The sequence below is a fragment of the Gemella morbillorum genome (assembly GCF_900476045.1).
Classification (GTDB): domain Bacteria; phylum Bacillota; class Bacilli; order Staphylococcales; family Gemellaceae; genus Gemella; species Gemella morbillorum.
The window spans coordinates 541,707-555,923 of record NZ_LS483440.1 but is presented as its reverse complement, the minus strand read 5'-3'; the positions used below and the strand labels follow the sequence as shown (position 1 = coordinate 555,923).

Below are 14,217 nucleotides of genomic sequence, written 5' to 3'. Positions count from 1 at the left end.
ATTTTTATTTTCATATTACTATTATAATACAAATTTTAGCAAAAGTGATTAAAACATAATTAAAAAAATAAAATTATAAAAAAATCACCTATGTGTATTTTTATAATTACACATAAGCGATTCTTTCCGACTATTCACTCAATATCTTAGCCTTTAAATCTTTTCCTTTTAAGGTTATTTTTTTCTTATATTCTAACCTTGTGTCAATATTAGCAGAATAATTAAATAATGTATCTTTTTCAGCCTCATATTGTCCATTTACTTCGTAGTTTGTTAAAGAATAATTAAAAGAATATATTTCTTCTAATAGTTTTAAGATATTATGAAGATTTTTTTCTACCAATATATCTAATTCCTTACTCGTATATGCTTTGTAATCATCCGCTCCATGAATTCCACCTTTTTTAGTTGTTCGTATATACATAACATCGGCATTGTTATCTACAAAGTCACTTCCAAGTATTAAATCTTTATTCCCCAAACCACGTAAACGATACGCATTAATATCTTTTCCAATACGCGCTATCTCTCTATAAAAAATACCAAGGATATCTTCTGTTTTTTTATTAAAGAGCAGTTCGCAAGCTAAAGAGTAAGTTAGTATTTGTGATATAAACCCTAATTCAAGAGATTCTAATGAAAAATCAGTTTGGCTACTCTTATAATCTATTACAACTATATTTTTCCCAAGTGTATCTACTCTATCAATAAACCCTACAAATTTAATATTAGGTATGTTGTAAGTGGAACCTAATTGTTTTTCTATTACCTTACCACTTTCTAATTCTTTACAAGTGATTTTCTCCTTATTTATTGTAAGTTCAAATGGTTTTTCTAAAAACGTTGGACTATATTTTGTTAATGAGCAATACTTTATTTCCACAGCAATTGCTAATTCTATTCGGCGTAACATCGTTTGAAGTATGTAGTTGTGCGTACTTAATAATTCTATTAACCTCAATGTTTCAACTATATCTTTGTTGCTATTATCAAAAACAACTTTGTGGATTAACTTTCTTACTTCAAACTTATTAACAATGTCATTATCATATTCCTCAGAAACCAATAATTTTTCTCCGCTAGCTTTGATAAATCTAATTGTACGCTCGTCTGCCATAACAGCATGGAAAAATCTTCCTATAACAAGGTTATCAATATCAATAGTTTGTTCTTCTTTTATATCTAGTACCCTTTTTATAAAGAATAAATATGGATTTTTTTCATAATCTGCTATTTTTGAAATACTAAATTTAGAAAAGTAACTTTCTCTTTCTTGAAGAAATTTTTTAATACTTTTATTTGATAATTCAAATCTATAATCGCGTATAATTTTATCCAAATAGTTTTTCACCAGAGTATTTTTATCAAAATATACTCTATCGCTTAATTCACCACGAACTTCATACATTTGATTATCATTTTTTTCGTTATCAAACTTATATCCTTCTAAAAATACCATCAGCAACTCTGCCAATTTTTCTGTTTCTTTTGTAGCATTATCTTTTACTTCCATAAAACGACGATAAGCTTTTGAAAATATATAATTATATTCTTTTTGTGTTAGTAATTTATCTATATTTTCCTTGTAATAATCGTAGAAAGATAAATTGAACTCCAACATTTTTGAAACACCTATTTCTTCTAAATTTGGAAACAAATTTTTTACTACACTTAAATATGGAGAGGAAAAGTTTTCTTTAAAACTTTTATCTAATAAACTATAACTAATATATGTTTTTTCTCTTGCCCTAGTTAAAGCTGTGTAAGCAACAAACTCTTCGTCTATAAGAGCCGCTTCAGTTGTAGGTGATATGAATAAGTTCTTCTCAAAGAAATCTTCTTTATCTTTATCATCTAATAGTCCATGTTTTTTTGATACTGGTAGTACATCTTTGTTAAATCCTATAACAAACACTACCTTTTTATTCTCAACTTTTGCCAAATCCATAGATGACATTATTATTGCTTCGTTAATTTCTGGAATTGATCTGTAGTTTATAGTTTTTAGTCCCATAATTGCCAATTCTACAAATTTTTCATACTCAATTTTTTCATCACCAAATTTGTCCATGATATCATTTAGCAATTCTAAAGTTTTTTTATAGACTTGACGGTCAATACTGTCTATCTTCAATTCCTCTATACTCTCATATTCACCATCTTCTTTATCTAAATACATTTGAATATTACAATAATTAAATAATTCTTCTATTTTTTTAATATAACGCTTAGTTTGAGTATTTTTGAACTTAGAGACCGTTTCTATTTTTTCTAGTAATTCCAATAAAATACCTCTGCAAAGTTCAAAAATAAAACTATCAATATCAGCACTCTTGGAAATAAGCTCTGCCTTTTCCAAACTTTTTTTGCTATATATTAAATTTGTATTTAATATATTTTCTAGTTTATCAATAGAAACCACCTTAACTCCAGCAAACAATGCTTTTAAAGTAATTTTGTTATTTCCAATATTTACTAATTTGGGTGATAGTGATATTACTTCTTCTAATTGCCCATTAGATGTTTGAGAAAAAGTTTCCTTAATTTCTTTAGTTGTTAGATTTACATTATTTCCTGTTAGAAGATAACTTACCACTTTTCTACGATAAATATTTTCAAAATCTGTCAATCTAGTTTTTAAAATATTTAAAAGTCCCGCTTTAAAGTCTAAGTTTTCAAAATTCAATACTAAATCTAAAAATTTTATTAATCTATGATTACTTACATTTAAGTTTTTATCAAGGTACACATCTAAATTATAATCTCTAAAAATAGTCATGTAATTTTCATATGTATTATCTCGATAGAGAATTGCTATATCTGTATTTTCTATGCCTTTTTCTAATCTCAGTTTCAAAATTTGACGTGCAACTTCTTTTACTTCTAACTCTTTGTTTTTTGCACAAATAAGCTTAATACTATCATCTAGCTCAAACTTGTCTTTAAAATTCTTATAGTATTTAGTTGCTAATACTCTATTAGCTTTACCTTCAAAACGAGTTTTATGCTTTTGGTATAGTTCATATGTTGTTACTAATGCTTCTTGTACTTGCATTTTTATTGGAACTACTTGCTCTTTATTTTCAGTAAATGCTATAATATCTAATTCCACATCTTTATTACGGCGTAATATTTCATTTATACTGGCCATCATTTCATGAGATTTTCTGAAAATATCAAGTTTATACTTATCATCTTTATAGACATCAACTAAATAAAATGGTTTATATTTTATTTTATCTAATTCGTAACCAGCAACTAACTGAGCTAAATCTACATTGAAATACCTATTAGCATCAGCAATAACACTAAGAACTACTTTTTGGGATTTTAAAATCAATTTTTCTATGTAATTATATTCTTGAGCTGTAAAATTATAATATGCATCTATATAAAATATATAATCACTAAGGTCTACATATTGCGAATAAAGTAAAAGTTCATTAATATAATCTTGCTTATCATATGTTGAAGTAGCTTTTAATAATTTTGTATACTCTACATAAAACTCTAATATTGCCTCTAATTTTTCACGACGCACTTGTTCTAAGTTAGAATTTTTTTCTAAATACTCTTCTAGACTATTAACACTGATCTGATAATCCTTTAATTCTGTAATAATCTCCTCAACTACTTCTATAAAATTACTGTCATTTAAAATACGTTTTACTAGAAAATTATCACTATTTTTCAAATTTTGTGCTGCTTTGTAAAAGTAAAATGGTTTTATATCTTCCCCCAACTTTTTCAAGTCATCTAAACCTAAAAGTTGACCTAGCTTTTTCGTCAAACTTGAAAAATTCATGACATCTATATTGAAGGTTCCTCTAAACTTTTCACAAAGTATTGTTTCAAAGTTAAAACTGTTTTGTTCCGGGGTAAGAATTATTATCTTATTTTCATGTCTATTTTTTTCAATATCTTCTAGCATAAAGTGCGTTTTCCCAAAACCACTTGGAGCTATTAATAATTCTAAACTCATAACTACCTCCTTCAAAAATTATCTTTATGTTAGCCTGACTCAAGCTACTATACATTCTATACTCCAGAAATCTTTACTTTAGCATAGTTATTTTTTGAGTAGACTTCTAATTTCGGTCTTATTCTTTCTTTTAATTCACTAACATGTGAAATTATACCTATATTTCTACCATAAGATTGTAACTCTATCAATGTTGTTATCGCAGTATCTAAGGTTTCTGCGTCAAGAGAACCAAATCCTTCATCAATAAATATGGTTTCAAGAGAAATCCCACCACTTTCATTTTGAATAACTTCTGCTAATCCTAGTGCTAATGATAGTGATGCAAGGAATATTTCACCACCCGAAAGTGAGCTTACCATACGTGAACTATTTAAATAAACATCATAGATTTCTATGTCTAAGCCCTGAAGTCCGCCACCTTTAGCTCTTTCTATCTTTCTTTCAAATCTATATCGTTCATCTGTCATCTGTAATAATCTCTTAGTTCCTGCTTCTAATATAAGATCTAAGTAATAACCTTGAACATATGTTTCCAGCGACTTTTTACTTTCTGTTTTCCCACTAATTACATTACTTAAGGCGAAAACTTCACGTGCTGTACTTATGTTTTTTTCTAAAATTGTGAATTCTTTTGATAGTTTTTCTAAAAGATTAGTATTAGTTTTAAACTTAGTCTTTAAAATAGCAACTTTTTCAGCACAATCCATCATTTTTTGTTCTTTTGTCGATAATTCTTGTGCATAATCTTCTAAATTTGGTCGTTCTTTATTATGTAATTCTTCTTCTAAACGCTGAATATTATCTAAAATTATTTTTAGTCTATCTTCATAAACTTGAATTTCATTTTTATAGCTCTCAATATCATCTAATTTTTCCAAATCATCTTTAGCTATTTTCAAACTATTATAGTATAATTTTAATTTAGAGTCTTTGAATTTTTCTATTATATTTTCTATAGTTTTTTCAACTTCTAATATATTTTTATTATTATTTTTTAACTCTATTGCCAATTCTTTTTCTTTTAACATCAAGTTAGTTTTTACCTTTTGATAAAGTTCTTGCTTTTCATCATAACTTAATACTATTTGTTTTTGTTTCTCATAATATTGTTCAAACTCGTCTAAAGAAATATCAATATTTGCCATATATTGTTGTTTTTTAGCTTGAGCTATCCCAAGTTTTTCTTTATACTCTGATTCAAATGATATTAGCGAGTTCAATTTTTCTAACTTTTCAGCAAGTTCATTTCTGCAATTTGAGACCTTTTCTATTTTTTCAAAAGTAATTTTTCTCTCATTATCTTCATTCTTTTTCTCCACTACAAATTGTTCAAGTTCCTCTTTTGCGGAAAAATTAATTTCTATTTTTTTACTTGCTAACTCCTCTTGTAGGATACTTAAATCTTCTTTTTCTTTTACGACAAGTGTTTCTAAACGAATTATGTTTTTAATAATATCATCTAATTCATTTTTAGCATCTTCATTTTCTGTTTTTATTACTTGTTTTACATCTGGAAGTTTTTTAATCTTTTGTTGACAAAGCGGACAACAATCACCTTCATGTAGATGAACTAAAAAAGTATTTAATATTTCTTGCTGTTTATTTTTTTCTAATTCTAGAATTTTTTGTTCTAGTTCTTTTTGTCTACTATTGGCTAGACTTAGTTCAGTTTGCTTTTCTTTCAAATCTGCAGCTTTACTTTTTATAGTATTCTCTAAATTTCGAAAATCTTCTAATTTTTCTACTTCTGTCTCTTTTTTCAAAATATCAAGTTTTAATTTGCCTATGCTATTTTCTAAAATATTAAGCTCTTCTTTATATTCTTCTAAATTTACATTATAGTCAGTTACTTCTTTTTCTAATTGTTCTATTGCGCCTTTTGTATCTTCTATATTCTTTAACTTTTCACTATACAATGCGATATCTTTTTCTGCTTGATAGAAAAATTCTATATTTTCATAAAAATAGTTGTAACGAGCTATCTCTTCTCGAATATCGTTGATACTATAATTTTGAGTTAATATTTCTTCGCCTAATTTTTTATTTTCTTGAATTTTTTCACCTAATATATTTTGTTCTTTAGATAAGGTTTCTTTATTTTTAATCAATTGCTCTTTCTTATCTAAGTAGTTATCATAGTCTAGTAATTTATCTTTATTTTTTCCCAGTTCCTCTAACTTTTTAACAATATTTTTTAAATGAGTTATCCTTTGTGCATCTTCTAATAATTTTTTATGTGAATCGTTATTTTCTTCTAAATTACTAAACTTATCATTTAACTTATCTAACTCACTATATTCAATTTTCAATTTTGTTAGCTCATCTTCTAAATATTTTTGATGTTTTTCTAATTCATTAACTTCATTCTTTTGAAAAACTAGCTGTTTTTCTACTTCCTCAAAATCACTTTCTTTTAAAAATTCGATTTTTGGAAAATCTTTTTCAAAATTAAACTGCTCAAATTTTGTAACTAACTCACGTTCTTTTAACTTATAGTTGCTATCTAAAGTTTTAGCATAATTTTGCAACTTATCCACAAATTTTTGATAAAAATGTGTATTAAATAACGAACGTAAAACTTCTTTTTTTTCGTTAGAATTTGATAATAAAAACTCTTTAAACTTACCTTGTGGCAAAATTATAATTTGACAAAATTGTTTATCATCTAATCCAATAATTTGCTCTACTTTTTCTTTTACATCATTTTCCTTTGTTGCAAGAATAGTCTCTACACCCGCATTTATTTCCATTAAAGATACTTTTCCTGATGTAATATTTTTGTTTCCTGTCTTTAAATATGCTAACGTTCTTTCTATTCGATAATGTTTTCCTTGTAATTCAAAATCAAAAATCACAATTGTTCTGTCTTTATCATCTGCTGTTTTGGTTCTAAGAGATGCTATATCTTTACCACTAGTTGTTTTATTATATAATGCATAGACAAAAGCATCAAATAAAGTAGATTTACCAGAGCCTGTCTTACCTGTTATTAAAAACATAGGCTCGTTTACTATTTCATTCCATTGTATGACCTCGTGCTTATACGGTCCAAACTCTCTAAGTTCAAGCCTAATTGGTTTCATCTTGCTCCACCTCTCCTATTATTTGTTCTAATACCTCTCTTTGTGTACTTGTTAAAGTATCTAATACCTGTTCTTCATAAAAACTTTCTATAAGTTCTAATGGATTTTTTTTAAGCATTTCCTTATTTACAGAATTCTTCGAACTATCTAATCTTTTCGCCTTTGATTTAAGCAACAATGTATTTGGATAAAATTCTTTTATGCGTGGCATAGGGTCTGTAACACCCTCTAACTTACCTAATTCCATGCTGAAATAGTCATTCTCTGTATCAAATTTTTCTCGATATTCTTTAGAAAAAATTTCATCATAATCCGCAACAATATTATGCATTTTTCTTTTTTGCTTAATTGGAATAAATCTATCATCAAAGTTTTCTTTTGTTAATTCTATTAGACGCACACCTTTTTGTTGGTTGCTTTCTGAAAATGAGTAAGCAAGCGGGCTACCACTATATTTAATACGTTCTTCATTTAAAGCATTCGGATTATGTAAATGTCCTAGCGCTACATAATCAAACTTTTCAAAGACATTCACCCCAACATTTTCTACAGTCCCTATAGAAATTTCTCGCTCTGAATCTGTCGGGTCAGCTCCAGCCACAAAAGTATGTGCTACCAAAATATTAATTCTGCTTTCATCTATATTCTTATAAATCTCATCAATAACTCTTTTTGTCGCAGTATGATGTGTAGTCAGTTTGTCATCTTCAAAATAAACTTTTGCTTCATAAGGTTCGAAATATGGTAATAGATAGATATCAGCATCTTTATATTGAAACTTATGAAATACATCTTCCAACTGTGTTGCTAGATAAAAGTTATGTTTACTAAACCACGCTTGTCCAACAGCTAAACGTTCACGGCTATCATGATTTCCACTAATTGCAAATATAGGTAAATCACATTCAATATTAATTTTTATCAACAGTTCCTGCAATAATGTTGTAGCTTCTCTACTAGGAACACTTCTATCATATAAATCACCTGCTATTATTATAAAATCCAAATCTTGTTCTTTTATTTCTTCGATTAGATTATTAAGCACAAACTCCTGATCATCTAATAAATCTACTTGCTGTAATTTTCTACCTATGTGCCAATCAGCCGTGTGTATAAATTTCACCCTACTACCTCCAAAATTTCTGTCTACTATATTATATCAAAAATAGTAATATAAAAAAATAAGCCGAGGATATTTTCTCGACTTGTTTTTTGTTATTTTCCAAATAATCTTTGAATATCATTCCATGTTACAGCAAGCATAAGTGCTACCATTAATAATCCAAACGCAATAGTTAAATAATATTGAGCTTTTTTATTAATTGGACGTTTAAAAATTGCTTCATATATTACGAAGATAATTCTACCACCATCTAGCACTGGAATAGGAATTAGGTTCATAAGTCCTAGGTTTACACTTAAAATACCTGTCCAACGAAGCACTGTCACTAATCCACTTTTAGCTGCGTTACTAGACATTTCATAAATTGCAACTGGGCCACCAAGTTGATCTAAGCTAAATCCACCTGTAAATAGCGATGCAAACAGATTTATTATTGCAGTAAAAATCATAGTTCCGTAAAATAATGTTTGTTGCAATCCATACTTAATTGAACCTAGGAAATCTTTCTTAGTTTCTTCAAATTTTCCTATACCTAGCTTATATGTTTTTGTTTCTTTACCTTTTGATTTTACTATTTCTTCTTTTGGAGTAACTTTAACTTCTTTAATTGCCCCATCTCGTTCTACCTTAAGGGTTAGCTCCGCTCCATTTGACTCAGTAACTTTTTGAACTAATCCCGTCCATGTATCTACTGAAGAACCATTTACTTCTGTTATCTTATCACCTTTTTGCAGACCTGCAACTTGTGCTGGTGAGTCTGCTGTTACAAGACCAAGTTTAGCTTCATTATTTTGAACAGGAACTCCTGTATAAATAGCTAATCCAACAAAGATAACTGCAGCTAAAATAAAGTTCATTAAAGGACCTGCAAATAATGTCCAGAACTTTTTCCCCCATGAATGTGATGAAAACATTCTTTCTACTGGTGCTACTTGTTCTTCCATTCCTCCAAAAACAACACAAGCATCTTTTCTTACTTCATAACGTTCTAATTCATCTCCAACAAAACCTTCTATAAACATATCATACGTTAAGTCAAATTCATTTAGTTCTACTGGTAAAAGATCCATATTGTTAGTTTTGTCTAAAACTATTTTTTCTACCTTATCATTTTCATCTAACTTAAGGTTAACTTTCATCCCTTTTTTCAAATCATATACCGATACATCATTATTAAAATCAAAGACATTATCGGGCATTTTTACATATCCACCAACAGGTAATAAACGAATCGTAAAGTTTGTTTCACCTATTTTTTTATGGAAAATCTTTGGTCCCATACCAATAGCAAATTCTTGAGCAAGAATTCCTGATTTTTTCGCAACTATAAAATGACCAAATTCATGAATAGTTACTACTACAAAAAATATTAATATAAATGCTATTATTCCCTGCATCTAATACTCCTCTCTAATTACAATAGGTTTAATAATAAAATTAAACATGGTGCTGATAATATTACAGAATCAAATCTGTCAAAAATCCCTCCATGTCCTGGAAGTAGATTACTACTATCTTTTACTCCATATTCACGTTTATATGCAGATTCAATCAAATCTCCAAATTGACCAATGACACTTACTACTAACGTGATTCCAATAGCTACTGCTAAATTAGTAAAAATACTCGTTGTAAAGTAAAAAACTAAGGCTATTACTATTGATGATAAACTACCTATTACTGATCCTTCAATTGATTTGTTCGGACTAATTTTTGGAGATAATTTATTTTTCCCAAATCTCATGCCACCAATATATGCAAAACTATCAGTAAACCAGATAGTAAGTAGTAAATATCCTATATGTGCTAAACTTAAATCTCTCAGCATATATAATGAATAAAATCCAACAAATATATATACTGTTACGAAAATAATAGAACCTATTTCTACAAGTTTTATTCTATGTCCAGTAACTACAACTACTCCTAACATACCGATTACTAATAAATATACTATACCATACTGTGATAAACCTAAAATTTCTTCACGTAAGTATAATAATGCTCCTGCTAACGATGATAGACCTAAGACAACTATGTTAGTTTCCTTAAAAGTCATTCTGACTATCTCATACATCGCCATTACACCAAGCGCAAATGTTGTGTATTTAAAATAATCTCCACCTACATAAAGCAAAGGTAAAAATACTATTAGTGCAGCTATCGCTGTTATTACTCTAGTTTTCATTTAAACCTCCAAACCTTCTATCTCTACTCTGATATTCTAAAAGAGCTTTGTAAAACTCCTCCTCTACAAAATCCGGCCATGCCACTTTTGTAAATATAAATTCACTATAAGCAATTTGCCAAAGTAAAAAGTTAGAAATTCTTTGCTCTCCTGATGTTCTTATTAAAAGATCTGGATCTGGAGTATCTTTTGTAAACAGATTATCACTAATCAATTGTTCATCTATTTCTTCTACTTTATACTCATTATTAGTGGCTCCCTGCGCGATTCTTTTAACTGCAGTTACTATCTCATCTTTTGAACCATAATTAAGTGCAAAAATCAATTTAAGACCTGTATTATTTTTAGTTTGTTCGATAGCATCCTCTACAGCTTTTCTTGTATTTTCTGGTAGTTTCTTCACTACCCCTATAACTTCTACTTTAACATTATTTTCCATAAGTTCTGGCATAAAACTCGTAAACATTTTCTCAGGTAAATCCATCAAATAGCTTACTTCTTCCTTAGGTCGTGCCCAATTTTCTGTTGAAAAAGCGTATAGTGTTAAATATTGTATTCCTAATTTTGATGCATATTTAGTAATTTTTTTTACTGTTTGCATCCCTTCGTAATGCCCTTTAACTCTTGGCATATTTCTTTTTTTAGCCCAACGTCCATTACCATCCATTATTATCGCAACATGCGTCGGTATTTTTTCTAATTTCTTTTCTTCAATTTTTTCTTCAAGTCTATTTTTCTTAAAAAAGTTAAACATAATACCTCCTAAGCAATACACTTAATTATATCATATTTACTTTATAGTTGTACAATAAATTTTATTTTTATCTATTTAATAGATTTTCTTCATTAAATTAATAGACTGTCTTTAATTACAAAAAATTATTGTATCTCAGAAATTTTTTGAATACCTCTGCAAAGGTCTTGTCGATGCTAAATATCTCTATTTTTTAAAAAAAATCTAAAAAAATTTAATTTTTGTATTGCATTGTCAGAAAATTTATGCTAGAATATAGTCATTCATTAATTGATGCGATGAAAAGTAGAATTTTATAGAAAACTTTTAGAGAGTTCTTGGCTGGTGAAAAAGAACAGTTGGTTATAAAACGAATGGACTTGGAGCATTTAGTATTTTTACTACGGGTCTGCCCGTTATAGCAAAAGTTATGTTAGTAACTTACTGAGGTATAATAAGCAATTATTATATAAATAAAGGTGGTAACACGGTTAGACGTCCTTTAGCGCAAGCTAGAGTACGTCTTTTTTTCATATAAAGAAAGGAGCATATTATGATTAATCTAAATGGTGTGGGAAAAACTTTTCACCAAAAAGGACGAGAAATAGTTGCCTTAAAACCCACAACTCTTCATATTAACCAAGGTGAAATCTTTGGTATCGTTGGATATTCTGGTGCTGGTAAAAGTACCTTATTAAGATGTATCAACTTACTTGAAACACCATCTTGTGGTGAAGTCATCGTTGACGGTCAAATAGTCAATAAGCTTAATAGAACTGATTTACGTCTTTATCGTCAAAAAATAGGAATGATTTTCCAACAATTTAATTTACTTAGTTCTAAAACTGTTGCTGAAAATATTGCCTTTAACCTAAAAGCTGGTGATGTTGATTCAAAGGAAATACCTAAGCGAATTGATGAACTGTTAGAACTTGTAGGCCTTACCGACAAAAAAAATGTCTATCCTAATCAACTATCTGGTGGACAAAAACAACGTGTAGGTATTGCTAAAGCATTGGCTAATAATCCTAAAGTTCTACTTTGCGATGAAGCAACAAGTGCATTAGACCCTATCACTACAAAACAAATTTTAACGTTATTAAAAGAAATAAATAAAAAACTTGGATTGACTATTATCTTAGTTACCCATGAAATGGAAGTTATTAAACAGATTTGTGATAATGTAGCTGTTATGGAAAATGGTCAAATTATCGAACAAAATTCTGCGTATGAAATCTTCTCAAATCCTACAACAAAACTAATGAAAGAATTTATTTCTAATCTTCATAGTGATGATGATTTTGAAGAAAGTTTAATTGTAAGAGGTAAGGAAGAAACAATTATTAAAGTTATCTTCAAAGGAGATGCTGCTAAAGAACCACTTATTCAAACATTAGCTAATAAATATAATGTTACTACTAATATTCTAGCTGGTCGTATCGAGTATATTCAAAATAAGCAACTAGGTAGCTTAACTTTTTCTATCGATGGTGAAGTGGAAAAATGTGCGGATTTCATCAATTATTTAGTTGATAACGTAGAAGATGTGGAGGTGAGAGTCTATGGAAAATAATCTTAGTCTAGCTGAACAATGGAAAGCTCTTCAACCGGAACTTTTAAAAGCATTCGGTGATTCGCTTTATATGATTGGCGTATCTATTGTTATTACTGTTATTGTTGGGTTATTTCTTGGGATTGTTTTATTCTTAACAAGTAACAGATTACTGTTTAAAAATGTTTTTATTTATAAAACTGTTGATTTTATAGTTAATACTATTAGATCTATTCCATTTATCATTTTACTGGTATTCTTAATACCACTTACTTTACTATTAATTGGAAAATCAACCGGGCCTACTGGTGCAATAGTTCCACTTACTGTGGCTGCCATTCCACTATTTACTCGTCTTGTTGATACATCACTTAATGAAATTGACTACGGGGTTATTGAATCTGCGGTTGCTTCTGGCGCATCCCTTCCTCTTATTGTAAAAGAAGTTTTGATACCTGAAGCAATGTTTGGAATTATTCAATCTATTACATTAACACTAATTAACCTTATTGCGTTTTCTGCAATGGCTGGTGTTGTTGGTGGTGGCGGTATAGGAGACCTTGCCATTAGATATGGTTACTACCGCTTTGATAACTTTACAATGTGGATTACAGTTATTTTATTAATTATCTTAGTCCAAATTACTCAATATATAGGAAATTCTATTTCAAAACAATTTAAAAAAAATTAATCTAAAGGAGATTTTATACTATGACTAAACTAAAAAAAATATTAACGATTGCATTTACTACATTATTAGCAATTACACTTACTGCATGTGGAGCCTCTAGCTCAAATTCTAACTCTGGTGAGAAAAAAGAAATTAAAATTGGTGCTACATCTGGACCGTATGCTGATATGGTTAATAAAGGTCTTAAACCTTTACTTGAGAAAAAAGGTTACAAAGTTACTGTTACTGAGTTTTCTGATTACATCCAACCTAACAAAGCTTTAAACAATGGTGAAATAGATGCTAACCTATTCCAACACAAAATTTATATGAAAAAATTTGCTGAAACTAATAAAATGGATTTAACAGCGCTTGTGCAAGTACCTACTGCTCCAATGGGATTATATTCTGATAAAGTTAAAGACTTAAAAGATTTACCAAATGGGGCTGAAGTAACTTTACCAAATGATCCATCTAACGCAGCTCGTGCTTATGCTTTATTGGCTGCTGCTAATGTAATCAAAATTAAACCTGATACAGATGTATTAAAAATAACAAAAAATGATGTTATTGAAAATCCAAAAAATCTTAAATTTACAGAATTAGAAGCTGGACAACTTGCACGTTCATTAAGTAGTACTACATTAGCTGCTGTTCCTGGTAACTTTGCTCTTGCTGCTAAATTTGATTTAACTAAAGCATTAATCTTAGAAAAAATGAATGACAACAATCGTAACAATGTAGTAGTTACAACAGCTAATAAAGATAAACAATTTGCTAAAGATTTAATAGAAATTGTTAATTCAAAAGAGTTTGATGAAATTATTGATAAAGAATTCAAAGGTTTTGATAAACCTTCAAAATAATACTTAGGACGTGATTA

9 protein-coding genes are annotated in these 14,217 nt (G+C 28.7%); 3 read left to right on the top strand and 6 right to left on the bottom strand.

The window, feature by feature from the left end:
- Positions 1-130: 130 nt before the first annotated feature.
- The 6 genes from DQN46_RS02675 to DQN46_RS02650 all read right to left on the bottom strand — a co-directional run bounded on the left by DQN46_RS02675 (position 131) and on the right by DQN46_RS02650 (position 11,133).
- Complete coding sequence (locus DQN46_RS02675; protein ID WP_111742917.1) at positions 131-3,982, bottom strand: PD-(D/E)XK nuclease family protein; 3,852 nt, start codon at positions 3,980-3,982, stop codon at positions 131-133.
- A 56-nt stretch (positions 3,983-4,038) separates the two neighbouring features.
- Positions 4,039-7,068, bottom strand: coding sequence for an AAA family ATPase (locus DQN46_RS02670; protein WP_111742916.1), 3,030 nt, complete (start codon positions 7,066-7,068; stop codon positions 4,039-4,041).
- Positions 7,055-8,191, bottom strand: a complete 1,137-nt coding sequence (locus tag DQN46_RS02665; RefSeq protein WP_004632418.1) for an exonuclease SbcCD subunit D — start codon at positions 8,189-8,191, stop codon at positions 7,055-7,057. Before DQN46_RS02665 ends, DQN46_RS02670 begins: the two co-directional genes overlap by 14 nt.
- 92 nt (positions 8,192-8,283) lie before the next feature.
- On the bottom strand, positions 8,284-9,588 hold the full coding sequence (gene rseP / locus DQN46_RS02660; RefSeq protein WP_004632420.1) for an RIP metalloprotease RseP: 1,305 nt from the start codon (positions 9,586-9,588) through the stop codon (positions 8,284-8,286).
- 17 nt (positions 9,589-9,605) lie between these two features.
- Positions 9,606-10,379 (bottom strand): phosphatidate cytidylyltransferase, encoded by a 774-nt coding sequence (locus DQN46_RS02655; RefSeq protein WP_004632421.1) that lies wholly within the window; start codon positions 10,377-10,379, stop codon positions 9,606-9,608.
- Entirely contained in the window at positions 10,369-11,133 is a 765-nt protein-coding gene (locus DQN46_RS02650; RefSeq protein WP_111742915.1) for an undecaprenyl pyrophosphate synthase, read from the bottom strand. The genes DQN46_RS02655 and DQN46_RS02650 overlap by 11 nt, the downstream gene beginning before the upstream one ends.
- A 532-nt stretch (positions 11,134-11,665) precedes the next feature.
- Between DQN46_RS02650 and DQN46_RS02645 the strand changes: the two genes are divergently transcribed.
- Genes DQN46_RS02645 through DQN46_RS02635 form a run of 3 tightly spaced genes read left to right on the top strand, consistent with a single transcriptional unit; the run spans position 11,666 to position 14,200 of the window.
- On the top strand, positions 11,666-12,685 hold the full coding sequence (locus DQN46_RS02645) for a methionine ABC transporter ATP-binding protein (protein ID WP_004632424.1): 1,020 nt from the start codon (positions 11,666-11,668) through the stop codon (positions 12,683-12,685).
- Positions 12,675-13,355, top strand: a complete 681-nt coding sequence (locus DQN46_RS02640) for a methionine ABC transporter permease (protein WP_111742914.1) — start codon at positions 12,675-12,677, stop codon at positions 13,353-13,355. The genes DQN46_RS02645 and DQN46_RS02640 overlap by 11 nt, the downstream gene beginning before the upstream one ends.
- 20 nt (positions 13,356-13,375) lie before the next feature.
- On the top strand, positions 13,376-14,200 hold the full coding sequence (locus DQN46_RS02635; protein ID WP_111742913.1) for a MetQ/NlpA family ABC transporter substrate-binding protein: 825 nt from the start codon (positions 13,376-13,378) through the stop codon (positions 14,198-14,200).
- Positions 14,201-14,217 lie beyond the last annotated feature (17 nt).

Bases quoted from the DNA above. Each gene is read 5' to 3' on its own strand.
- DQN46_RS02675 (WP_111742917.1), bottom strand. From the start codon at position 3,982: ATGAGTTTAGAATTATTAATAGCTCCAAGTGGTTTTGGGAAAACGCAC.
- DQN46_RS02635 (WP_111742913.1), top strand. From the start codon at position 13,376: ATGACTAAACTAAAAAAAATATTAACGATTGCATTTACTACATTATTA.
- DQN46_RS02650 (WP_111742915.1), bottom strand. From the start codon at position 11,133: ATGTTTAACTTTTTTAAGAAAAATAGACTTGAAGAAAAAATTGAAGAA.
- rseP (WP_004632420.1), bottom strand. From the start codon at position 9,588: ATGCAGGGAATAATAGCATTTATATTAATATTTTTTGTAGTAGTAACT.
- DQN46_RS02655 (WP_004632421.1), bottom strand. From the start codon at position 10,379: ATGAAAACTAGAGTAATAACAGCGATAGCTGCACTAATAGTATTTTTA.
- DQN46_RS02670 (WP_111742916.1), bottom strand. From the start codon at position 7,068: ATGAAACCAATTAGGCTTGAACTTAGAGAGTTTGGACCGTATAAGCAC.
- DQN46_RS02645 (WP_004632424.1), top strand. From the start codon at position 11,666: ATGATTAATCTAAATGGTGTGGGAAAAACTTTTCACCAAAAAGGACGA.
- DQN46_RS02640 (WP_111742914.1), top strand. From the start codon at position 12,675: ATGGAAAATAATCTTAGTCTAGCTGAACAATGGAAAGCTCTTCAACCG.